Below are 22,670 nucleotides of genomic sequence, written 5' to 3'. Positions count from 1 at the left end.
TGCACGCACCGCTGCGTCACGCCGGGATCATGCCCTTTTCCTGCGCGATTTCTTTCATCCGCGCCTGCAGCTTCTCGAAAGCGCGCACCTCGATCTGGCGGATCCGCTCGCGCGAGACGTTGTACTTCCCGCTCAGGTCTTCCAGCGTCACCGGCGGCTCGGCAAGCCGGCGCTCGGTCAGGATGTCGCGCTCGCGCTCGTTGAGCACGTCCATCGCCTCCATCAGCATGGCCTGCCGGGCCTCGAACTCGTCCCGCTCGGCATAATCGTTGGCCTGATCGGCATCGGTATCCTCGAGCCAGTCCTGCCACGAGGCCGACCCCTCTTCGCCGCCGACCGTCACGTTGAGCGACGCGTCCGACCCCGCAAGCCGGCGGTTCATGTCGACCACCTCCTGCTCGGTGACGGACAGGTCCTCGGCCAGTTGCTTCACGTTCTCGGGGCGCAAATCGCCCTCTTCGATGGCGCCGATCCGGGCCTTGGCCTTGCGCAGGTTGAAGAACAGCTTCTTCTGCGCCGAGGTCGTGCCCAGCTTCACCATCGACCAGGACCGCAGGATGTATTCCTGGATCGAGGCGCGGATCCACCACATCGCGTAGGTGGCCAGCCGGAAGCCTTTCTCGGGATCGAAGCGCTTCACGGCCTGCATCAGGCCCACATTGGCCTCGGAGATCACCTCGGCTTGCGGCAGGCCATAGCCGCGATAACCCATGGCGATCTTGGCCGCGAGCCGCAGATGCGAGGTCACCAGCTTGTGCGCGGCGCCCGTGTCCTGATGGTCCACCCAGCGCTTGGCCAGCATGTATTCCTCTTCCGGCTCCAGCATCGGGAAGCGCCGGATCTCTTGCAGATACCGGTTCATCCCCTGTTCGGGGCTGGGGGCGGGAAGGCTGGTGTAATCGGCCACCGGGTGTGTTCTCCTTTCAGGACGCTCTACGGATCATACGGGAGACATCCCGCTTTCCGTCGGATTTTTTATCTAGGGACGCGCAAACGCCCTTTCAAGCGGAAGGTTCCTGGCCCGCGGGGCGCGCCCGCCGGTCACAGGACCGGGCTGATCATCGCTGCCGCGTTGCAAAGCAGCCGGTGCGGCAGCGACCAGTTGGCGACGCTTTCGGGGCTGACGGTCGGGGCCTTGGCGACATACTCGGCCTGCCGCGCGCGGATCGACGCGGTGACGCCTTCATTCGCGATGAGCAGCGAATTCTCGAAATTCAGCTCGAAACTGCGGCGGTCGAGATTGGCCGAGCCGATCAGCGACAGCCGGCCGTCGACGGTGAAGGTCTTGGCGTGCAGAAGTCCCGGCCGGTATTCGCGGATCACGACACCCGCCTCCAGCAAGGCGGGCCAGGACGAGCGGCTGGCCCAGCCCACCATGCGCGAATCGTTGCGCGCGGGCAGGATGAGCGTGACCGAGACGCCCCGGATCGCGGTTGCGCGCAATTGCTCGACAAGCCCCGGATTGGGCACGAAATAGGGCGTCGAGATCACCACCTCGTCGCGCGCCGCGGCCAGAAGCAGCCCCACCACGTCGGGCACGGCGCCGGGCGACAGGTCGGGGCCGGTGCCGAAGACCAGCGCCGGGAAGCCCTGCGGCGCGCAGGGCGGCGCGTGCTTCAGAAGCGCCGCCATGTCGTCGCCGCCCTGCCCCATCCAGTCGGCGGCAAAAAGCGCTTGTTGCTGCCACACGACCGGGCCTTCGACGCGCAGCATGATATCGACCCAGGGCGCGAATTTCGCTTTCGGCAGAAAGGCCGCATCGGCACAATTCTGGCTGCCGATATGGGCGATGCGCCCGTCGATGACGAAGATCTTGCGGTGATTGCGGATATCGACCCGGCCCAGCGCCAGCCGCGCGAAGGCCCAGCTTGTATCGAAGGCGATACCGGTCTTCACCCCCGCCGCCCCCATCGCGCGCCACAGGTCCGAGCGCAGGAGCCGGCGCGAGCCCAGCCCGTCCGCCATCGCCCGGCAGGTGACGCCGCGCCGGGCCGCGCGCATCAGCGCCTCGGCCAGCCGGGTGCCGTTGCGATCTTCCAGCCAGATATAGACGAGGATATGGACGCTCTCGCGCGCGGCCTCGATATCGGCGATCAGCGCGTCGACGGCCTCGTCGCTGTTGCCCAGAAGACGGGCCTCGTTGCCCGGCAGGGTCGCGAAGCGGTTCACCGCCTCGGCCCGCGCAAAGGCCGCGCGGCCCTGCTCGGGCAGGTCGCTGCGCCCGATGCCCGGCGCCGTGACGGGCAGCGCCGCGCGGCTGTCGCGCAGTCTCAGCGCCCGGCGGCGGCCCGGGCTGACCTCGCCCAGAAGCAGATACAGCGCCACGCCCAGCGCCGGCACCGAAAGGATCACCAGCACCCAGGCCAGCCGCGAGGCAGGGTCGCGGCCGGGGCGGGTCAGCGCGCGCACCGTGGTCCCGGCCTGCAGCAGGTAATGCACACTGGCGGTGATCGCCACGAGCGCGCCGGTTTCCATCCTTGTCTCCGTCGGGTCTTGTGAGGCGGACTTAGGGACGTGCCCCGGGCATTTATCTAACCCGCTCTCAGCCGATGAACAGCACGCCCTCGCCCACCAGCCGACGTGCCAGCACCGCCTGCCCCGCCTCGTCCAGATCGCCCGGCAACTCGCCCACGACGAACCCGTCCGATTGCAACGCCGCGCGCAGGGTTTCGGCGACATGTAGCGGGAAGGCCACCTCGGTGCCATAGACCGACAGCGCGACCTCGTCCTCGGTTTCGACGATCGCGTGGATCAGGTCGGGCCGGCGGCGCATCCGCGTCCCCGGCGCGATGGCCTCGGCGCTGAATTGCTGGAACAGCTGGCCCGGAACGACGGGCAGCCTGCGCCCGCGATAATCCTCGGCCGCGGCGGCGAGCGTGGCGTCGGCGTCGATCCGGTCGGCGGCGCGGCGCAACAGGTCCGCCAGCGTCTCGCCCGCATCGGTGCGGTCGAAATCGCCATTGGCAAAGCCCGGCGGCACGGCGCGACGGAAATCGAGATCGCTCAGCGCCAGCCGCGAGACCGCATCCACCACCAGCTCGATCCAGCGCTGAGACAGCAGCCCCGTGGTGATGTGCAAGGACAGCTCTTCGGTGGCGCGCGCATCGTGCACCACGCCGCGCGGCACGTAGCACATATCGCCCGCCTGCAGCGTGAACGTGTCGATCAGCTTGCCCGGCTCGAACCCTTCGGGCGAGAAGGCCTGGCTGCGCAACGGCAATTGCAGGTCGCTCTCGTAGATGTTCCACGTCTTCGATCCGGCGATCTGCAGGACGATCACGTCATGGCTGTCGTAATGCGTCTTGAAGCCCTGCGCGTCGGGCGGCGTGAAATAGATGTTGGTCTGCAGATCGCAACTGAAGACCGTCTCGAGCGAGCGGCAATAGGCGGCCAGCTTGGGCAGGCGCTTTTGCAGACCCGGCATGACGATCGTCGCGCCTTCGGCAAACGTCTTCACCATCCGCACGGGATCCGCGAAACCCGCGGCGTTGACGTAATCGTCTTTGGTGATCGTGCGGTCCTTCTGCACGAGGTTCAGCTCGTCGCCGGGGATCTGCATCTGCGTGAGGACCTGATCGATATCGGCCAGCGACAGCACGCGCGTGTAATAGTCGGGATCGTCCCGGCGGATCACCAGATGCGTCTTTTCGAAATACTCGGCGAAAAACGTGTCGGGCGCGATCGGCGCGATCGCCCTCTGGAAATCCATAAGCGCGGGGACGTCGGTATTATCTTTCATCGCGAACTCACTTTTTATGCCGGTTTTCTGAACAGACTCGTTGACCGGCGAACGAAGTTGACCCAACGTGGGAACATTAGAAGCATTCCATCCTACAGTGATACAACAATTCCCACAGGACCAGTGAAATGACAGATACGCCGAAGAAAGACCGCAAGACCCTGAAGGACGATGACATCACCACCCGTCGCGGGATCGGTCGGCGCTCGCTGCTCCTGGGGGCGTTCGGCGGCGGCGCGCTGGTGGCGACGGCGGCTCTGGCGGCTTCGGACAGCGATCCGTCCGATCCGGCCGGTCGCGGCTATTCCGGCCTCACCGACAATGACGACGGCTCCTATGCCGATGCCGCCGGCCGGGGCCGGGGGTCGGGCGGGCGCTCGTCGGGGATCACCGATTCGGACAATGGCTCGGTCTACGACCAGGCCGGACAGGGGCGCGGCGGCACCGACTGACCGCCGCCTTCCCATGGCAAACGGCAAACGGACCCCCTGCGGGTCCGTTTCGCTTTCAGAGGCCCCGCGCCCCGGCCCCCGGGCTTCGCGAAAGGCTTGACGCAAAAGGGTTTCCCCGCCAAAGTTACCATCTTGAAACACATTATTGAGAGTAAACACATGTCAGACGCAGCCAAGTCCAAGAAAGCCACGCTGACCGACGCCGAGATCACCACCAGCCGCGGTTTCGGCCGCCGCGCCTTCCTGCTGGGCACGTTCGGCAGCACCGCGGCGCTGGCCGGCTGTGTCGAGACGACGACGATCCGCAGCTCGGGCATCACCGACAGCGATGTCGGCGCTTATGCCGACCCGGTCGGCGGCGGTCGCGGGCGCAGCGGGATCACCGACAGCGATGTCGGCGCCTATGCCGATCCGGTCGGTCGGGGCCGGGGTCGCCGGGTCTGCACCGACAGCGATCTCGGGGCCTATGCCGATCCGGTCAATCGCGGGCGCCGCTGCTGATCAGCCGCCCAGCGCCGCGATCAAATCGCTGAAATCCACGGGGAGCGGCGACCGGAAGGTCAGCCGCTCTTTGCTTGCCGGGTGCTCGAACCCCAGCGTCGCGGCATGAAGCGCCTGGCGCGGGAAACCGGCAATCGCCTCGGCGCCGCCCTTTGGAAGCGCCGCAGCCGAGGGCTTGCGCCGCCCGCCATAGACCGGATCGCCAACCAGCCCGTGGCCCACATGCGCCATGTGCACGCGGATCTGGTGCGTCCGCCCGGTTTCCAGACGGCATTCCATCAGCGCCACCTGCGGCGGGGTGCCGAAGCTCTGCAGAACCCGCGCGCGCGTCACCGCATGGCGGCCCCGGTCGAAGAACACGGCCTGTTTCTGTCGTTCGTGCCGGTGCCGGTCCAGCCGGGTCTGGATCTTCAGCACGCCGCCCGGCTCGAAGCTGGTGCCCCTGACGCCCTTGAGCCGGGGATCGCCGGCATCGGGAATGCCGTAGACCAGCGCCTGATAGGCCCGCTCGACCGAATGCGCCTCGAATTGCGCGGCCAGCCCGTGATGCGCGCGGTCCGTCTTGGCCACGACCAGAAGCCCCGACGTGTCCTTGTCGATCCGGTGCACGATGCCCGGTCGCTTCGCCCCTCCGATCCCCGACAGCGTGTCGCCGCAATGATGCAAGAGCGCGTTGACCAGCGTGCCGCGCGGCGTGCCAGGTGCGGGATGCACGACCATGCCGGCGGGCTTGTCGATGACGATCAGGTCGTCGTCTTCGTAAACCACGGATAACGGGATATCCTCGGGCAGGGCGTCCAGCTCTATCGCCGCCTCGACGGTGATGGCGATGGCATCGCCCTCAGCGACGCGGGCCTTGGCATTGGTCAGCAGCTCGTCGCCACGCCGCACCGCGCCCTCGGCGATCAGCTTCGCCAGTCGCGAGCGCGACAGCGATGCCGCCTCTGGCACATCGCGGGCCAGCGCCTTATCAAGACGGTCAGGCGGGTTCGCGCCGATGATGACCACGATCTCGAGGGACTCCCCGTCCATGTCTTCCGGTGAAAAGCCTTCCGATGACGACACGCCAGCGCTCCCCGTGGATCTGCGTTTCCTGAAAATTCTCGTCACCACGCTGACGGTGGTGATGATCCTCGGGCTTCTAACCATCGTCGGCCTGCTTGTCACGCGGCTGGGCGGACCGGCCCCGCTGCCCGCGCTTCCCGACAGCGTGATCCTGCCCGAGGGCGCCGCCCCCGCCGCCGTGACCTTCGCGCGCGACTGGCTGGTCGTGGTGACCGAGGACGGCGAGATCCTGCTCTACCGCCCCGAGGGCGGCGCCCCCTTCAGCACGACCGCCCTGCCCTGAGCCGCCCGGCCCCGACCCGCCCAGCCCTGAGCGCATCTTTGTTCCGCAAATATCCCGGGGGGTGAGGCCGCAGGCCGAGGGGGGCAGCGCCCCCCTGCTACGCTGGCCACAAGCGCCCTCCCCTGCCACCCTGTCAGGGCTTGCGGAACGTCATGTAGTGCGGCACGCGCCCCTCGCGCAGCGCCTTCTGCTCGTAGCGCGTGGAATACCAGTCGGCCCAGGGCTCGCCCGTGTCGCGCTCCAGAACGAAACCCGCCTGCGGCACTTCTTCCAGCGTCTGGCGGGCATAATCGGGAATATCGGTGGCCACGCGGAACTCGGCGCCCGGTTTGCAGGCGCGGAACAGCGGCTCCAGATGCTCGGGCGTCACGAAGCGGCGGCGGTAATGGCGCGCCTTGGGCCAGGGATCGGGGTAGTTCAGGAACACCTTGTCCAGCACCGTCCCGGGCAGCACGTCGAACAGGTCGCGCACATCGCCGGGATGCAGTTTGAGGTTCGGACAGGGCGTCTCGCGCAGCTGATAAAGCGCCATCGCCACGCCGTTGACGAAAGGCTCGCAGCCGATGTAGCGGACCTGCGGATTGGCATGGGCCATGTGCACCATGTGCTCGCCGCCGCCGAAACCCACTTCCAGCCAGAGCGGCCCGTCCCCCGGCAACGCCGCCTGCAGGTCCAGCTTTTCCCGTTCGGGATTTTCGTCGATGGACACGCCGCGCAGCCGCAGCGCGGGCAGGTCCTCGGACAGGTAGCGCCGCTGCGCCGGTCGCAGGGTCTTGCCATGCACGCGGCCATAGAAATTGCGGTTGGTGCGCAGGGCGGCCAGCGCGGGATGCGGCGGCAGGTCGGGTTTCGGGTTCTCGTCGCTCATGGCGCGGCCAATAGCCCCGCACGCGCCGCATCGCAAGGCTTAGGCGCGCGGCGGAGCCAAAAGGCTCCCGTCCGCGATCGCCTAAAGGGCGTCGAACAAACGGCCCAGCCGCGCGGCCTCTTCGGCCATGCCCCAGGGCGGGTTGATCACGAACAACCCCGAACCGACCATCCGGTGGCCGTCGCGCGCGGGCGGAAAGCGAACCTCGTGGCACAACGCGCCCGGATGCGCCGTCACCAGCGAGGCGACCATCGCCCGGTGACGGGCATCGGTCAGGATCGGATACCACAGCATCAGGATACCCACATTCCACTTCCGCGCGACCTGCGCGAAGAATTTGGGCATGCGGTCGTAATCTTCGGCCGTCTCGTAGGAAGGATCGACCAGCAACAGCCCGCGCCGGGGCATCGGCGGCGTCAGTTCCTGGATCTTGGCGAACCCGTCGGCCTTGTGCACCCGCACCGGCAATTCCGCCATTGCCTGCGCCAGGGCCGCGTGTTCCTGCGGATGCGCCTCGGCCAGATGGACCGAATCGCTGTCGCGCAGGCTGAGCGCGGCGATCATCGGCGAGCCGGGATAGGCATCCGCCCCGCGCGCCAGCCGCACGCGCTCGAGGATCCTGCGATAGGGGTGATCGGGGTCGATCCGCGCTTCCAGCCGCCCGATCCCCTGCGCCGCCTCGCCGGTTTTCACCGCTTCGGGCGCCGACAGGTCATAAAGCCCGCGCCCGGCATGGCTTTCGATATAGGTAAGCGGCTTGTCCTTGGCGGTCAGATAATCCAGCACCCACGCGAGCAGCGCGTGCTTGTGGACATCCGCCAGATTGCCGGCGTGATAGAGGTGCTGATAGGACAGCATGGGTCCCGGCCCCGCCCCTCAGGCCTTGCGGCGCAGGCGGATGACCACGTCGACGCGCGCCACTTCGCAGCCCTCGGGCGGCTCCGGCAGGCGCATGATCTCCAGCTGGTCGGCCGGGGCGTCGGTCAGGCTCTGGCTGTCTTCCCAGAAATAATGCGGGTGATCGTCGATCCGCGTGTCGAAATACGAGCGCGAGGCATCGACGGTGATCTCGTTGAGAAGTCCCGCCGAGCAGAAGGCGCGCAGCGTGTTGTAGACCGTGGCCAGCGAGACCTTCTCGCCGCTGTCGCTGGCGGCGGCGAACAGGCTTTCGGCGGTGACATGCCGGTTGCGCCCGTCGCCCATCAGCAGGGCGGCCAGCGTCAGCCGCTGGCGGGTCGGCCGCAGGCCGGCCTCGGTCAGCCAGTTCGAGGCGCGTTCCTGCGCCAGACGGGTCTGGGTAGCGAAATCGGTACTCATGGCCCCCTTATAAGACCGGAAGGCGCCGGGATTCAATGGGCGCGCAACGGATCCGCCCTCACGGCGTCGCAGGCAAGTGCGCCGGTGCCCAGCGCGCTTGTCAGTGCCAAGGGGGGAATGCTACACCGGACGGACGCTCAGCAAAGGACCGAAAATCGATGTCGCAATACCCTACCCGTTTCGACAAGGACGCTCTTCTGGCCTGCGCCCGGGGCGAATTGTTCGGCCCGGGCAATGCGCAGCTGCCGGCACCGCCGATGCTGATGATGGACCGCATCACCGATATCTCGGGCGATGGCGGGCTGCATGGCAAGGGCCATGTCGTGGCCGAATTCGACATCACGCCGGATCTGTGGTTCTTCGACTGCCACTTCCCCGGCAACCCGATCATGCCGGGCTGCCTGGGTCTGGACGGGCTGTGGCAGCTGACCGGATTCAACCTGGGCTGGCGCGGCTGGCTGGGGCGCGGCTACGCGTTGGGCGTGGGCGAGGTCAAGCTCACCGGCATGGTGCGTCCCGACCGCAAGATGCTGACCTACAAGGTCGATTTCACCAAGGCCGTGCAGACCCGCCGGCTGACCATGGGCGTGGCCGACGGCATCGTCGAGGCCGATGGCGAGGTGATCTATCAGGTCAAGGACATGAAGGTCGCCCTGAGCGAAAGCTGAGGGATCAGGACAAAAGAAGGGGGCTGTCTGCCCCCTCTTGGCCTGCGGCCAATTCACCCCCGAGGATATTTTCAGAACAAAGACGGGACGATTAACGCGCTCTTAACGCGGCATCTTTGTTCCACAAATATCCCGGGGGTGAGACGCGCCAGCGTCGAGGGGGCAGCGCCCCCTCTCTCCGACAGGTGTCAGACCGACGCTTTGAGCGTGTCGATCAGGTCGGTCTTTTCCCACGAGAACCCGCCATCCGCTTCGGGCGCGCGGCCGAAATGACCATAGGCCGCCGTGCGCTGGAAGATCGGTTTGTTGAGGCCCAGATGGGTGCGGATGCCGCGCGGGGTCAGGTCCATGCTTTTCGCCACCGCCTTCTCGATCGCCTCGTCGGGGACCGCGCCGGTGCCATGGGTGTCGATATAGATCGACAGCGGGCGCGCGACGCCGATCGCGTAGCTCAGTTGCAGCGTGCAGCGTTTGGCGAGCCCCGCCGCGACGACATTCTTGGCGAGGTAGCGCGCGGCATAGGCGGCCGAGCGGTCGACCTTGGTCGGATCCTTGCCCGAGAAGGCGCCGCCGCCATGGGGCGCGGCGCCGCCATAGGTGTCGACGATGATCTTGCGGCCCGTCAGCCCCGCGTCGCCATCGGGTCCGCCGATGACGAACTTGCCCGTCGGGTTCACGTGCCAGACGCTGTCGGGCAGGATCCAGCCTTCGGGCAGGACCTCGTGGAAATAGGGGGTGACGATGGCCTTGACATCATCCGAGGTCAGCGCCGGATCGAGATGCTGGCTCGACAGCACGATCGAGGACACGCCGACCGGTTTGCTGTCCACATAGCGCACCGTCAGCTGGGATTTGGCGTCCGGGCCGAGCTGCGGCTCGGTGCCGTTCTTGCGCACCTCGGCCAGTCGCTTGAGGATCGCATGGGCGTAGAGGATCGGCGCCGGCATCAGCTCGGGCGTCTCGTCGGTCGCGTAGCCGAACATGATGCCCTGATCGCCCGCGCCTTCGTCCTTGTCACCCGACGCATCCACGCCCTGGGCGATATCGGCCGATTGCGCGTGCAGGTAGCTGTCGACGCTCATATTGGCCCAGTGGAAGCCGTCCTGCTCGTAGCCGATATCGCGCACGCAGTCGCGGGCGATTTCCTCGACGCGCTGGATGACGCTGGCCGGGCCGCGCACTTCGCCGCCGATGACCACGCGGTCGGTGGTGGCGAAGGTCTCGCAGGCGACGCGGCTCTGGGGATCTTCGGCGAGGAAAGCGTCGAGAATGGCGTCGGAAATGCGGTCGCAGACCTTGTCCGGATGCCCCTCGGACACGGATTCCGAGGTGAAGACGTAATTCGAACGGCTCATGGGATTGGGTGCTCCATTGGTGTCGCCCGTCACGCCAGGAAGCCGTTGTGACGGGGGTAAGCACGGCTAACGCGCCCCCGGCACAAGGTCAATTGGTTTATCGGTCGCTTTTGTCGCGTCCGGCGCGCGCCCGTCTGCGGCGGAGGCGGGGCGCGGCGAGCATCAGCGCCATGGCGAGGCTCAGGCCCGCGTACCACGGCAGATCGCCGGTCCGGGCATAGGGCGTGGGCGGCAGCGCGCCGGGCAGCGCGGCATCGAGCGCGCCCATCTGGCCCATCGGCAGCGCGGCGGTGACGCGGCCGCGCGCATCCACCATCGCCGAGATCCCGGTATTGGCGACACGCGCCAGCGGCAGGCCGGTTTCGATGGCGCGCAGGCGGGCCTGGGCGAAATGCTGGAACGGGCCGATCCGCTCGCCGAACCACGCGTCATTGGTGGATTGCAAGAGCCAGTCGGGCCGCTCGGTGCCGCGCAAGTTGCGGGGGAAGACGGCCTCGTAGCAGATCAGCGGCAGGGCGCGACCGGCGGGGCCCAGATCCATCAGTTCGGGGCCCGGGCCGGGCGTGTAGCCCGACAGCACCTGCGCCGCGAGCCCGCCCCAGCCCTGCCGCGCCGCCCAGTCGCCGATCAGCGGGACATATTCGCCGAACGGGACGAGGTGGTGCTTGTCGTAGATCGCCTGTACCGCGCCCTCGGTGTCGATGAGCGCGAGGGTGTTGAAATACTGCCCCGCCTCGTTGCGGCGCTGGATGCCGATCACGCTGGGCACCTGACTGGCGGCGGCGATCATCTGAAGCCCGTCGCCGGGACGGTCCAGCAGGAAGGGCGCCGAGGTTTCGGGCCACAGGACCAGATCGGGGGAAGCGCCAAGCGCCGGATCGGCAGGCGCGGCAGAGAGGTCGAGATGGCGCTCGAAGAACGGGCGCACCAGGTCGTAGCGCCATTTGAGATCCTGCGGCACATTGGCCTGGACAAGGCGCAGGATCTGGCCGGGTCCCTCGGGCAGCGGCTGGGCAAGGCGCTGGCTGCCCCAGGCCCAGGTCCCGCCCAGCGCGAGGGGCGCGAGGAGCAGCGCGAGCGCGGCGCGGCGCCAGTCGCCCTGCCCGGCCCGAATCGCGGCACCCGCCAGCGCAGCGGCCAGGCTGAGGGTCAGCGCGCTGAGCAGAAGCGGGCCGCCAAGCGCCGCGATCTGATCGACCGGCGTGCCGATCCAGACATGGCCGCTGAGCGCCCAGGGAAAGCCCGTGAACAGGATGCCGCGCAGGGCCTCGAAGGCGACGAGTGCGAGCGCCCCGCGCCAGATCCGGGCGCGCGGGCGGTTGCTGCTGCGCGCGGCGATCCAGAGCGGGACGGCCCAGAACAGCGCCATGCCGCCCGCCATGAGCAGAAGCGCGAAGGGGGCCATCCAGGCGGTGGTCGCGGCGTCGACAAGGAAGGGATCGACGATCCACACCATGACCGGCAGGAATTGCCCCAGCCCCGCGACCAGCGCGCGGCGGAAGACGGCGGCGGGGCCGGGCGCGCGGGCGGTGATCCACAGGATCAGCGCCATGCCCGCCAGCGCCAGCGGCCAGAACCCCCAGGGGGCCTGTCCGGACGCGGCGAGCGCTCCCGCGATGAGCGCGGTCAGATACGGGAGCAGGCGTTGCGCCATGGGATGCCGTCAGGCCCGGTCGGTCGCCGGGCGGGTGACCCGGTCAGGGGTCAGGTCGGTGTCCCGGTTCTGCGCCCCTTCCCCGGCAGGGCCGGTCTGGGCCGGGTCGGCGGCGCGGGGCGCGGTGGCGGGACGGGAAGGCCGAGCACCGGGCTGGGCCGGGTCGGTTTCCTCTGTCGCCGTCGGCAAGGCCTGTGCGCCCGCCTGCCGGGCGGGCTTGTCGCCCAGACCCTCGCTGGCCCCCGCGCGGCGCAGGCGCACGCGCTTCACGCGGCGGGGATCGGCGTCCAGAACCTCGATCTCGTGCCCGGCGGGATGCTCGATGACCTCGCCGCGCGCGGGCACACGACCCAGCAACACGTAGACCACACCGCCCATCGTGTCGATTTCCTCGTCCTCGATCCCGTCGCGCAGGTCGATCCCCAGCGCGTCATGCAGATCGTCGAGCATCGCCCGGGCCTGGATCAGCCAGGTATCCTCGGATTCGGCGGACCACAGGTGTTCGTCCTCGGTGTCGTGTTCGTCGTCGATCTGGCCCACGACCTGTTCGAGCAGGTCCTCGATCGTCACCAGCCCGTCCACGCCGCCATACTCGTCGATCACCAGCGCCATATGCGTGCGCTCGGTCTGCATCTTCTGCAGCAGCACGATCAGCGGCATCGAGGGCGGGACATACAGCATCGGCCGCAGCAGTGCCGCGATATCGACCTCGCCGCCCAGATCGAAGCCACGCTTCAGCACCAGATCCTTCAGCAGCAACAGCCCGATCGGCTTGTCCAGCGTGTCGGAATAGACCGGCAGGCGCGAGAAGCCGGATTCGCGGAAGACGTCGATCAGGTCTTCGCGCCCGATATCTTCGGGAATGGCGACGATCTCGGCCTTTGGAATGGAGACATCCGCGACGCGCAGACGCCGCAGATTGGCAAGCCCCGGCAGGACCTGGCGCATCGAGGCGCTCAGCGCGTTCTCGGCCTCGCTCTGCGCCTCATGCGGCGTGAGGGCCTCGAACAGGCGGGCCAGCAATCCCCTGTTTCCGGAATTGCCGTCGGTACTCTGGTCGTCGCCATCGGCGCTGTCGACCGATGCGGGCGCCCCCGAAGAGATGTCGCTCATGGATCCTTTCCAACTGGTTCCCGTCAATCGACCCCGGCCACGCCTTGCGGCAGGCCCGAATCATCGGTTGCATATGGGTCGCGGATACCAAGCTTCGCAAGGATCTCGACCTCGGTTTTTTCCATCAACGCGGCGTCTTCCTCGGTTTCATGGTCATATCCGAGTAAATGAAGCGTTGAATGGACGATCAGATGGGTGGCGTGATCGGCGGCGCTCTTGCCCTGCTCGCGCGCTTCGCGGGTGCAGGTCTCGAAGGCCAGCGCGATATCGCCCAGCATTTCGGGATCGTCCGGCGTGCCGGTTTCCGGCGCCTCGGGCGCCCCGCCGGGCGTGTCGGGCGACAGGTCCCATGTCGGCCAGGACAGCACGTTGGTGGGTTTGTCCTTGGCGCGGAACTGGGCGTTCAGGGTGCGGATGCGGGCGTCGTCGCAGGCCAGAAGGCTGATCTCGACAAGCGCCGGATCATGCCCCAGATGCGCCAGCGTCTCCGCGCAGACGCGGGGCGCCAGCGCGGCGAGATCCAGAGGACCCCATCGTTCATCTTCGGTGACAAGCTCGACCGGCATGGGTCCAAGGTAATCCGCGATGGCGCCCAAGGCCAGAGGGAGAGGGTTCAGGAGCGGCGCGCCCGGCAAAGGCGCGCCGCCGAAGGATCAGACCTGCGCCGGCGACTGGCGGTCATAGGCTTCGATGATGCGCGCGACCAGCGGGTGACGCACAACGTCGACGGCGGTGAAATAGGTGAAGCCGATGCCTTTGACGCCCTGCAGGATCCGCTCGGCCGCGACAAGCCCCGAGGTCTGGCCGCGCGGCAGGTCGACCTGCGTGCGGTCGCCGGTGATCGCCATATGCGAGCCTTCGCCCAGGCGGGTCAGGAACATCTTCATCTGCAGCTCGGTCGCGTTCTGCGCCTCGTCGAGCACGACGAAGGCATTGGACAGCGTCCGGCCGCGCATGAAGGCCAGGGGCGCGATCTCGATGCGCTTTTCTTCCAGCAGCTTCTGCAGCGTCTTGGCCGGAAGGAAGTCATTCAGCGCGTCGTAGAGCGGCTGCATGTAGGGATCGACCTTTTCCTTCATGTCGCCCGGCAGATAGCCCAGCTTCTCGCCCGCCTCGACGGCCGGGCGCGACAGGATGATGCGGTCGACATGGCCCTCGACGAAGTGATGCACGGCGGCGGCGACGGCGATATAGGTCTTGCCGGTGCCCGCAGGACCGATGCCGAAATTCAGCTCGTGCTCGAACAACGACTTCGCATAATCCTGCTGCGCCTTGGTCCGGGGCGCCACATGTTTCTTGCGGGTGCGGATCTCGACCTGTCCGGTGCGGAACATCTCGAGCTGTTTCTCGCCCTTCTCTCCCGCCGACAGGCGCACGGCGCCGTCCACGTCGCCGGGTTCCACGGATTTCCCGCCCTTCAGCCGGGCATAGAGGGATTTGAGCGTTTCGGCAGCGCGCGCGCGGGCATGTTCTTCGCCCATGATGTGCAGCTGGTTTCCCCGGTGGATGATCTGAACGCCGAGATCTTCTTCCAGCTTGACCAGGTGGCGGTCGTATTCCCCGCACAGGTCGACAAGCAATCGGTTATCGGCGAATTCAAGCAGGGTCTGCATGGCGTCGCCGGTACTGGGCGGGGGGGTCAGCGCGCTGATGCCCAAATGGCTCTCCTCTCTGGCCGTGTCCCGGATTGGGTCCTGGGGTGGATCCGGTGGGAATAGGTTCATGCTGCCCTGCCCTTGCCTGTCTCGCAAGCGACGTTTGGGTGACACTCAGCCATGGAACGCGCAAAGGCCATAAACTGTTCCTTAACGGTGCAGAAATGCGACATCTGGTGCAATGGCCCCGATGAGCCACAACACATCCGCCCGGATCGCGCGCGGCGCTTGACGAAAACCCCCGAGGCGGATGGAATCGCGCCCGCGGCCCGAAGGGTCATGCAGGCACGGGGACCAGTTCGCCCGACAGCGAATTGGGCGCGCTGGCGGTGATCCGCACGCGGCGCAGCTCGCCCGGTTTCGCATCGCAATCGCCGACATGAACCGCGTGCAGATAGTCGGACTTGCCGACCATCTGCCCCGGAAGGCGGCCCGTTTTCTCGAACAACACGCCGACCTCGCGCCCGACCTGCGCCAACTGGGCGGCCTTCTGCTGCTCGGTGATAAGCGCCTGCAGTCGGTGCAGACGCTCGTCGAGCAGGGCTTCGGGCAGGACGGGACGCTCGGCGGCGGGGGTGCCGGGACGGGCGGAATACTTGAACGTGAAGGCCGAATGATAGCCCACCGCCCGCACGAGGCCGAGCGTATCCTCGAAATCCTGATCGGTCTCGCCGGGGAAGCCGACGATGAAGTCGCCCGACAGCGCCAGATCGGGACGCGCTTTGCGCAGCCGCTCGATCAGGCGCAGGTAATCCTGCGCGGTATGCTTGCGGTTCATGGCCTTCAGGATGCGGTCCGAGCCCGACTGCACCGGCAGGTGCAGATAGGGCATCAGCTTGGCCTCGTCGCCATGGGCGGCGATCAGGTCGTCGGTCATGTCGTTGGGATGCGAGGTCGTGTAGCGGATGCGCCAGAGCCCGTCGATCTCGGCCAGCGCGCGGACCAGCCGGGCCAGAGTCCAAGTGCCGTCGGGGCCCTCGCCGTGGTAGCCGTTCACATTCTGACCCAGAAGCGTGATCTCGCGCACGCCGCGCTCGACCAGATCACGCGCTTCGCGCAGCAGGCGCTCGGCCGGGCGGCTGACCTCGGCGCCGCGGGTATAGGGCACCACGCAGAAGGCGCAGAACTTGTCGCAGCCTTCCTGCACCGTCAGAAACGCGGTCGGGCCGCGGCTGGCGCGCGGGCCTTTCGGCAGACGCTCGAACTTGTCTTCCTCGGGGAAATCGGTGTCGACCGGACGCGCTCCGGCGCGGGCGGCCTGCTCCATCGCGGGCAAGCGGTGATAGGTCTGCGGACCGACCACCAGATCGACCACGGGCGCGCGTTTGAGGATCTCCTCGCCCTCGGCCTGGGCGACGCAGCCGGCGATGCCGATTTTCAGATCGGGATTGGCGTCTTTCAGAGGGCGCAGGCGGCCCAGTTCGGAATAGACCTTTTCGGCGGCCTTTTCGCGGATATGGCAGGTATTGAGCAGGATCATGTCCGCATCGTCGGCGCGGTCGGTCGTGACATAGCCGTTCGCGCCCATGGCCTCGGCCATGCGCTCGCTGTCATAGACGTTCATCTGACAGCCATAGGTCTTGATGAAGAGCTTTTTCGGCCCTGCCTCAATCGGCCCTGCCTGAATCGCGGCTGTCTCTTTCGGCGCGGTCATGGTGCAATCCTGTCGCTGGCCCGTCGCGGGATTGCGCGCATGTAACCCTAATCGGGGCGCGCATCAACCGAGGCGCCGCGCGAAGGCGCCGACCGCCACGGAAACGCGCTGCAGGCGGCTCATTTGCAATAAACCGGTAGCAATTTGGCGCAAGGATAAGTACATCCCCCCCGCAAGAGAATGGGCCCGCGATCGCCGGGTCGGGAAGCACAGGGAGTCTTCATGCGCCGCGTTGTCATCACCGGGATCGGCATCATCTCGCCCATCGGGAATTCCGCCGCCGAGGTCGACGCCAGCCTGCGCGCGGGGAAATCCGGCATCGTCGCCGCCCCGGAATACACCGAACGCGGGTTCCGCAGCCAGGTCCACGGCATGCCGCAGATCGACCTTGCCGCGCATATCGACAAACGCGACCTGCGTTTCATGGGGGCGGGCGCGGCCTATAACTTCCTCGCCATGCAGCAGGCGATTGCCGATAGCGGGCTTGAGGACAAGGACGTCTCGAACGAACGCACCGGCCTGATCACCGGCTCGGGCGGGCCGTCGACGGCCAATCTGTTCGTGGCCCATAACACCGTCGTCGAGAAAGGCTCGCCCAAGCGGATGGGGCCGTTCATGGTCACGCGCTGCATGTCCTCGACCAATTCGGCCTGCCTGGCCACGCCGTTCAAGATCAAGGGCGTGAACTATTCGATCACCTCGGCCTGTTCGACCAGTGCGCATTGCATCGGCAACGGGGTCGAGCAGATCCAGATGAACAAGCAGGACATCGTGTTCGCCGGCGGCGGCGAGGAACTGGACTGGACGCTGTCGTGCCTGTTCGACGCGATGGGCGCCATGTCGTCGAAATACAACGACACGCCGGAACTGGCCTCGCGCCCCTTCGACGCGACGCGTGACGGGTTCGTCATCGCCGGCGGCGGCGGGGTCGTGGTGCTGGAAGAGCTGGAACATGCCCGCGCGCGCGGCGCGAAGATCTATGCCGAGGTGACGGGTTACGGCGCGACCTCGGACGGGCACGACATGGTGGCACCGTCGGGCGAAGGTGGCGAGCGGTCGATGAAACTGGCCGTGGGCACCCTGCCCGAGGGGCGCAAGATCACCTATATCAACGCGCATGGCACTTCGACGCCCGCAGGCGACGTGACCGAGATCAAGGCCGTGCGCCGCGTCTTCGGCGAAGAGAACGCGCCGCCGGTGGGTTCGACCAAGTCGATGACCGGCCACAGCCTGGGCGCCACCGGCGTGCACGAAGCGATCTATTCGCTTCTGATGATGCAGGGCAATTACATCGCCCCGTCGATCAACGTCACGCAGCTGGATCCCGAGATCCGCCCGCACGAGGTCGTCACCGAGTTGCGCGAGAATGTCGAGCACGATTCGGTGCTGTCCAACAGCTTCGGCTTCGGCGGCACCAACGCGACGCTGGTCATGTCGAAATACCGTTCGTAACTCTGCGTTCGCAACTTTGGGAGAACCCGTCATGGCCGATCTGATGAAGGGCAAGCGCGGCTTGGTCATGGGGGTGGCCAATGACCGCTCGATCGCGTGGGGCATCGCCTCGGCGCTGGCCGCCGAGGGGGCCGAGCTGGCCTTCAGCTATCAGGGCGATGCCTTCGGCAAGCGGGTCGAGCCGCTGGCCGCCTCGCTGGGGTCGGATTTCCTGGTCGATGTGGATGTCACCAGCGACGAGAGCCTCGATGCGGCCTTTGGCGCGCTGAAGGACCGCTGGGGAACGATCGACTTCCTGATCCATGCCATCGCCTATTCCGACAAGTCGGAGCTGGCAGGCCGGTTCACCAACACGTCGCGCGCCAACTTCAAGAATTCGCTGGATATTTCCTGCTATTCCTTCATCGACGTGTCGCGCCGCGCGGCCGAGCTGATGCCCGAGGGCGGCTCGCTGATCACGCTGACCTATGGCGGCTCGAACCGGGTGACGCCCTATTACAACGTGATGGGCGTGGCGAAGGCCGCGCTGGAAGCCTCGGTGCGGTATCTGGCCAATGACCTTGGCCCGCAGGCGATCCGCGTCAACGCGATCTCGCCCGGGCCGATGAAGACGCTGGCGGGCGCGGCGATCGGCGGCGCGCGCAAGACCTTCCGTCACACCGAAGCCAATTCGCCGCTTCGTCACAACGCGACGCTGGAATCGGTGGGCGGCGCGGCGGTTTTCCTGTGCTCGGATTACGGGGCCTGCACCACGGGCGATATCCTGATGGTGGATTCGGGCTACCACGTTCTGGGCATGCCCCAGCCCGAGGCGCTGTAAGCGCTCAGCGGATCGTCAGGCTGTCATAGAGCGCGGCGGCATCGATGTTCAGGTTGTCGTATTCCTCGGCCCCGTTGCGCGTGAAGTCTTCGACCACCATCTCGACCACGGCGCCCGATCCCAGCGGGCAGAGCGCGCCGACGACATCCTTGGGCAAGGGCGCGCCCGCCTCCGGCGCGCCAGAACTGAGCGCCTGAAACGCGTGGCACCATCGGCCCGCGACATCGGTGTCGTAATCCTCGAACAGCGCTTCGGCATAGCCTGCCTCTTCCATCATCGCTTTATGGGCCGCGAGCCGCCGCGCAATAGTGTCGGTCGCCACCCCGCCCGTCCAGGGGTGGAACCGGATCGAGGCGCGCAGCCAATTGTCAGGGCCGATCCGTCGCTCGGCGCTCTGGCCGTCGGCGGCAACCTGCCATGGCCCCCCGGGCAGGGTCACGCTGGCCTCGCCCGCGCTCAGGCTCTGGGCGGCGGCGGCCGAGGCGGTCAGGAAAAAGACCAGCGACGCGGTCGCCGGCAGGACGCTGAAAGCTGGAAAGCATCGCATGGTGAAATCCCCTGCTGATATTCGCTGATGAAATCGGTCGATCAATCAGGAAAGTCTGTTCCGCTTGCGCCTTTCGCGCAAGATAAACGATGCTTCGCGCCCGCGACGGTCACGCGCGCCACGAAAAAAGGGCGGCCCCGCGGGACCGCCCTTTGATGTCTGTGACCGGCCCTATCAGCCGATGATGCCGTTCAGCGTGGCCGAGGGACGCATCACCGAGGCGACCTTGGCTTCGTCGGGCAGGTAGTAGCCCCCCAGATCGGCGGGCGATCCTTCGGCCGCGTGGATCTCGGCCAGGATCTTTTCCTCGTTCTCGGCCAGCGCCTTGGCGATGGGCGCAAAAGCCTCGGCCAAGGCCTTGTCCTCGGTCTGGGCGGCCACCGCTTCGGCCCAGTAGCGGGCGAAGTGGTAATGCGAGGTGCGGTTGTCGTTCTGACCGACGCGACCCTTGGGGCTGTCGTCGTTGTCGAGCACCTTCTGCGTCGCCACGTCGATGGCCTTGCCCATGATCGCGCCCGCCGCGTTGCCCTTCGACTCGCTCAGGAAGCTGAAGCTTTCGCCCAGCGCGCAGAACTCGCCCAGGCTGTCCCAGCGCAGGTGGCTTTCTTCCAGAACCTGCTGGACATGCTTGGGCGCGGTGCCGCCGGCGCCGGTCTCGAACATGCCGCCGCCCTGCATCAGCTTGACGATCGACAGCATCTTGGCCGAGGTGCCCAGTTCCAGGATCGGGAACAGGTCGGTCAGGTAGTCGCGCAGCACGTTGCCGGTGATGGTGACGCAATCCTGCCCCTTCACCATCGTTTCCAGCGTGAAGCGGGTGGCTTCGCGCGGCGCCATGATCGGGATCTCGACCCCGGCTTCTTTCAGCGCGGGCTCGACATACTTGATCAGTTCGGCGTCATGCGCGCGGTTCGCATCCAGCCAGAACGCCGCCGAGCCGGTCGCCTTGTAGCGTGCCACGCCCAGCGCGATCCAGTCGAGGATCGGCGCCTTCTTTGCCGTCGAGGACCGCCAGATATCGCCCGCTTCGACCGCGTGGCTGTGCAGCACCTCGCCCGAATCCAGCACGATCTCGACCTTGCCCTTCGCGGCAATCTCGAACGTCGTCGGGTGCGAGCCGTATTCCTCGGCCTTCTGCGCCATCAGGCCCACATTCGACACCGAGCCGCAGGTGGTGACGTCGAGCTTGCCGTGTTCCTTGAAGTACTCGATCGTCTCGTCATAGACGCCCGCATAGCAATTGTCGGGGATGCAGCAGACGGTGTCGGCTTCCTTGCCGTCCGGGCCCCAGCCCTTGCCGCCGGCGCGGATCAGCGCGGGCATCGAGGCGTCGATGATCACGTCCGAGGGGACGTGCAGGTTGGTGATCCCCTTGTCCGAGTTCACCATGTACATCGGCGGCTGCGCGTCCATGACGGCCTTGTAATCGGCCTCGAACGCGGCGTTGCCCTTGATCTTGCTTTCCAGATCGCCCAGCCCCGAATTCGGGTTCCAGCCCATCGCCTTCAGCTCGGCGCCGTGCTTGGCGATGAAGTCTTCCAGGTAGACCTTGACGAAATGGCCGAACAGGATCGGGTCCGAGACCTTCATCATCGTGGCCTTCAGGTGCACCGAGAACAGCACGCCCGGCTCGACCGCGGCGATTTCCTTGCGGATGAAGGCTTCAAGCGCCTTGGCCGACATGAAGGTCGCGTCGACGACTTCGCCTTCGAGGTATTTCAGGCCCGATTTCAGAACCGTCTCGCTGCCGTCTTCGGCGGTGAAGACAATTTTCGCCCCACCCGCCTGAGCCGCGGTGATGGTCGCCGATTTCTCGTTGGCGAAGAAGTCGTTGCCGTCCATCGAGGCGACGCGGGTCTTCGAGTCTTTCGACCAGTCGCCCATCCGGTGCGGGTTGGCCATGGCGTATTGCTTGACCGGCTTGGCGGCGCGGCGGTCCGAGTTGCCTTCGCGCAGGACCGGGTTCACGGCCGAGCCCTTGACGGCGTCATAGCGCGCGCGGGCCTCTTTCTCGGCGTCGGTCTTGGGCTCGTAGGGGTAATCGGGGATCGCATAGCCCTTGGCCTGCAATTCCTTGATCGCGGCGGTGAGCTGCGGCATCGAGGCCGAGATGTTCGGCAGCTTGATGACATTGGCCGAGGGCGTCTTCACCAGCTCGCCCAGCCAAGCCAGATCGTCCGAGACGCGCTGCTCTTCGGTCAGGTAATCGGGGAACAGGGCCAGGATCCGACCGGCGACGGAAATGTCGCGGGTCTCGACCGAGATCCCGGCCTTGCCGGCGAAAGCGCGGATGATCGGCTCGAGCGAGGCACGGGCCAGTTCGGGGGCCTCGTCCACCTTGGTGTAGATGATATCGGGGGTATCGGTCATGTGCGGGTCCTCTGCAGGTCTCTGGCGGCGCTGTGTCGGCGTCGCCCGGACTTCGGCGCGCAGGCACGCGGGGTCCGGGCGACGGGAATCTCGCGGCAGCATGAAACGCCGCTCGCACGGGCTTCCTGACCGAAAACGCCGCGCGCGTCAAGCTCTGTGTACAATGGTATACACAATTAGCCGCCTTGCGCGGCCCTCTGCCGGGGGAAACCGCGCAAGGTCCCTGGGATGCCCGTCAAAGCGTCGCGTCGAGAAAGCCCAGCAGCCCCTGCCAGCTGTCTTCATCCGCCGCCGCGTCGTAATCGCGGCTGCCCGGCACGGTGAAGGAATGGCGCACATTGCCGTAGATCCGCGCGTCATGCGCCACTCCGGCCTCGCGCAGGCCGACCAGCACGGCGGCCAGGTCCTCGGGTCCCGACACCGGATCGGCCGAGCCGTGCCACAGCATCACCGGCCCCGAAACCTGCGCGTAATCCTGCCCGTCGGGCAGGTCGAGCCCGCCATGGAAGATGCCGAACCCGTCCAGGCCGGCCCCGGCCCGCGCCGCTTCAAGGGCCGCGCTGCCGCCGAAACAATAGCCGATCATCACGCGCCCCGCCCCGGCCCCGGGCAAATCCGCCGCCGCCGCCATCGCCGCATCGAGCCGCGCGCGCAAGGCCGCGCGGTCGCCCAGAAGCGCACCGGACAGGCGGCGATAATCCTCCATCCCCTGCGGATCGGCCTCGGTCCCGTAGAGATCCAGCGCCACGGCGGTATAGCCCTGGCCCGCCAGCATCGCCGCGCGCTCGCGCTCGTACTCGGTCAGCCCGTCCCAGTCGTGCACGATCATCACCACGCCGCGCGGCTCGACGGCATCGTCCCGCGTCACCACGCCTTCGAAGGGCATCCCGTCCACGCTGTAGGACAAGGGTTCGCTGACGATCTCGGCCGCGGCCGGCGCGGCCAGCCCGGCCAGCGTTGCCGCGGTCAGCGCCAAGCCGGCGACGGTTTTCTCTGAACGGCGCATTGCATCCTCCCTTTTTTTCCGGAATTCACTCAGAGGCCAGCTAGCGTCCCTTCCCCGGTATTCCAGAAGTATCCGACGCCAGCGGCCTCCATACCGCCGCCCCCTCTTCCCCTTCCCGCGCGAAGCTGCGACAGAGGGGCGGTATCAAGGA

Annotated in this window: 22 protein-coding genes and 1 riboswitch; of the genes, 6 read left to right on the top strand and 16 right to left on the bottom strand. The window is 67.0% G+C overall.

Annotation, left to right across the window (positions count from 1 at the left end):
• Window positions 1-16 precede the first annotated feature (16 nt).
• From rpoH to C4N9_RS09755, 3 genes are all read right to left on the bottom strand, one after another.
• Window positions 17-907, bottom strand: coding sequence for an RNA polymerase sigma factor RpoH (rpoH, locus tag C4N9_RS09765; RefSeq protein ID WP_109533142.1), 891 nt, complete (start codon window positions 905-907; stop codon window positions 17-19).
• 134 nt (window positions 908-1,041) lie between these two features.
• Window positions 1,042-2,475, bottom strand: a complete 1,434-nt coding sequence (cls, locus tag C4N9_RS09760) for a cardiolipin synthase (protein WP_109533141.1) — start codon at window positions 2,473-2,475, stop codon at window positions 1,042-1,044.
• A 67-nt stretch (window positions 2,476-2,542) separates the two neighbouring features.
• A complete protein-coding gene (locus tag C4N9_RS09755) occupies window positions 2,543-3,739 on the bottom strand; it encodes a cupin domain-containing protein (protein WP_109533140.1) in 1,197 nt (398 codons plus the stop codon).
• A 128-nt stretch (window positions 3,740-3,867) separates the two neighbouring features.
• Between C4N9_RS09755 and C4N9_RS09750 the strand changes: the two genes are divergently transcribed.
• Together C4N9_RS09750 and C4N9_RS09745 are read left to right on the top strand one after the other, a co-directional pair.
• Window positions 3,868-4,191: a hypothetical protein gene (locus C4N9_RS09750; RefSeq protein WP_109533139.1), complete on the top strand. Its 324-nt coding sequence runs from the start codon at window positions 3,868-3,870 to the stop codon at window positions 4,189-4,191.
• A gap of 159 nt (window positions 4,192-4,350) precedes the next feature.
• Window positions 4,351-4,692: a hypothetical protein gene (locus C4N9_RS09745; RefSeq protein WP_109533138.1), complete on the top strand. Its 342-nt coding sequence runs from the start codon at window positions 4,351-4,353 to the stop codon at window positions 4,690-4,692.
• Here the strand turns inward: C4N9_RS09745 and C4N9_RS09740 are convergent, their stop codons facing one another.
• Window positions 4,693-5,724, bottom strand: a complete 1,032-nt coding sequence (locus tag C4N9_RS09740; RefSeq protein WP_109533137.1) for an RluA family pseudouridine synthase — start codon at window positions 5,722-5,724, stop codon at window positions 4,693-4,695. It abuts the gene before it with no gap.
• A 46-nt stretch (window positions 5,725-5,770) separates the two neighbouring features.
• Here C4N9_RS09740 and C4N9_RS09735 point away from each other — a divergent pair, with 46 nt between their 5' ends.
• Entirely contained in the window at window positions 5,771-6,040 is a 270-nt protein-coding gene (locus C4N9_RS09735) for a DUF6476 family protein (RefSeq protein WP_342748792.1), read from the top strand.
• Window positions 6,041-6,173: 133 nt separating this feature from the next.
• On the opposite strand, the gene trmB is transcribed toward C4N9_RS09735, so the two are convergent.
• From trmB to irr, 3 genes are all read right to left on the bottom strand, one after another.
• Window positions 6,174-6,908, bottom strand: a complete 735-nt coding sequence (gene trmB, locus C4N9_RS09730) for a tRNA (guanine(46)-N(7))-methyltransferase TrmB (RefSeq protein ID WP_109533135.1) — start codon at window positions 6,906-6,908, stop codon at window positions 6,174-6,176.
• 81 nt (window positions 6,909-6,989) lie between these two features.
• Window positions 6,990-7,766, bottom strand: coding sequence for a 23S rRNA (adenine(2030)-N(6))-methyltransferase RlmJ (locus C4N9_RS09725; RefSeq protein WP_109533134.1), 777 nt, complete (start codon window positions 7,764-7,766; stop codon window positions 6,990-6,992).
• A gap of 18 nt (window positions 7,767-7,784) precedes the next feature.
• On the bottom strand, window positions 7,785-8,225 hold the full coding sequence (gene irr / locus C4N9_RS09720; RefSeq protein WP_109533133.1) for a Fur family transcriptional regulator Irr: 441 nt from the start codon (window positions 8,223-8,225) through the stop codon (window positions 7,785-7,787).
• 158 nt (window positions 8,226-8,383) lie between these two features.
• Here irr and fabA point away from each other — a divergent pair, with 158 nt between their 5' ends.
• Window positions 8,384-8,893 (top strand): bifunctional 3-hydroxydecanoyl-ACP dehydratase/trans-2-decenoyl-ACP isomerase, encoded by a 510-nt coding sequence (gene fabA / locus C4N9_RS09715; protein WP_109533132.1) that lies wholly within the window; start codon window positions 8,384-8,386, stop codon window positions 8,891-8,893.
• A 188-nt stretch (window positions 8,894-9,081) separates the two neighbouring features.
• On the opposite strand, the gene metK is transcribed toward fabA, so the two are convergent.
• The 6 genes from metK to miaB all read right to left on the bottom strand — a co-directional run bounded on the left by metK (window position 9,082) and on the right by miaB (window position 16,324).
• On the bottom strand, window positions 9,082-10,248 hold the full coding sequence (gene metK, locus C4N9_RS09710; RefSeq protein ID WP_109533131.1) for a methionine adenosyltransferase: 1,167 nt from the start codon (window positions 10,246-10,248) through the stop codon (window positions 9,082-9,084).
• A 9-nt stretch (window positions 10,249-10,257) separates the two neighbouring features.
• A riboswitch (SAM-SAH riboswitch) is annotated at window positions 10,258-10,305 on the bottom strand.
• Between the two features lie 40 nt (window positions 10,306-10,345).
• Window positions 10,346-11,902, bottom strand: coding sequence for an apolipoprotein N-acyltransferase (gene lnt / locus C4N9_RS09705; protein WP_109533130.1), 1,557 nt, complete (start codon window positions 11,900-11,902; stop codon window positions 10,346-10,348).
• Between the two features lie 9 nt (window positions 11,903-11,911).
• Complete coding sequence (locus C4N9_RS09700) at window positions 11,912-13,015, bottom strand: transporter associated domain-containing protein (protein ID WP_109533129.1); 1,104 nt, start codon at window positions 13,013-13,015, stop codon at window positions 11,912-11,914.
• Window positions 13,016-13,038: 23 nt separating this feature from the next.
• Entirely contained in the window at window positions 13,039-13,581 is a 543-nt protein-coding gene (gene ybeY, locus C4N9_RS09695; protein ID WP_109533128.1) for an rRNA maturation RNase YbeY, read from the bottom strand.
• A gap of 87 nt (window positions 13,582-13,668) precedes the next feature.
• On the bottom strand, window positions 13,669-14,628 hold the full coding sequence (locus tag C4N9_RS09690) for a PhoH family protein (RefSeq protein ID WP_245902507.1): 960 nt from the start codon (window positions 14,626-14,628) through the stop codon (window positions 13,669-13,671).
• A 319-nt stretch (window positions 14,629-14,947) separates the two neighbouring features.
• Window positions 14,948-16,324 carry a tRNA (N6-isopentenyl adenosine(37)-C2)-methylthiotransferase MiaB gene (gene miaB, locus C4N9_RS09685; RefSeq protein WP_109533126.1) on the bottom strand — a complete coding sequence of 459 codons (1,377 nt, stop codon included), beginning with the start codon at window positions 16,322-16,324 and terminating at the stop codon, window positions 14,948-14,950.
• 222 nt (window positions 16,325-16,546) lie between these two features.
• On the opposite strand from miaB, the gene fabB reads away from it, so the two are divergent.
• Both fabB and C4N9_RS09675 read left to right on the top strand, forming a co-directional pair.
• The gene (gene fabB / locus C4N9_RS09680; RefSeq protein ID WP_109533125.1) at window positions 16,547-17,776 is read left to right on the top strand and encodes a beta-ketoacyl-ACP synthase I; all 1,230 of its coding nucleotides are present in this window, start codon (window positions 16,547-16,549) and stop codon (window positions 17,774-17,776) included.
• Between the two features lie 31 nt (window positions 17,777-17,807).
• Window positions 17,808-18,596 (top strand): enoyl-ACP reductase FabI, encoded by a 789-nt coding sequence (locus C4N9_RS09675; RefSeq protein WP_109533124.1) that lies wholly within the window; start codon window positions 17,808-17,810, stop codon window positions 18,594-18,596.
• A 4-nt stretch (window positions 18,597-18,600) separates the two neighbouring features.
• Here the strand turns inward: C4N9_RS09675 and C4N9_RS09670 are convergent, their stop codons facing one another.
• The 3 genes from C4N9_RS09670 to C4N9_RS09660 form a co-directional block, all read right to left on the bottom strand.
• Window positions 18,601-19,143, bottom strand: coding sequence for a hypothetical protein (locus C4N9_RS09670; protein WP_109533123.1), 543 nt, complete (start codon window positions 19,141-19,143; stop codon window positions 18,601-18,603).
• Between the two features lie 174 nt (window positions 19,144-19,317).
• Window positions 19,318-21,513 (bottom strand): NADP-dependent isocitrate dehydrogenase, encoded by a 2,196-nt coding sequence (locus C4N9_RS09665; protein WP_109533122.1) that lies wholly within the window; start codon window positions 21,511-21,513, stop codon window positions 19,318-19,320.
• Between the two features lie 235 nt (window positions 21,514-21,748).
• Window positions 21,749-22,519 (bottom strand): dienelactone hydrolase family protein, encoded by a 771-nt coding sequence (locus C4N9_RS09660; protein ID WP_109533121.1) that lies wholly within the window; start codon window positions 22,517-22,519, stop codon window positions 21,749-21,751.
• Window positions 22,520-22,670: the final 151 nt, after the last annotated feature.

Source organism: Pararhodobacter marinus, from assembly GCF_003122215.1.
GTDB classification, from domain to species: domain Bacteria; phylum Pseudomonadota; class Alphaproteobacteria; order Rhodobacterales; family Rhodobacteraceae; genus Pararhodobacter; species Pararhodobacter marinus.
The sequence above is the reverse complement of the archived record's forward strand: the minus strand, read 5'-3'. Positions and strand labels throughout refer to the sequence as shown.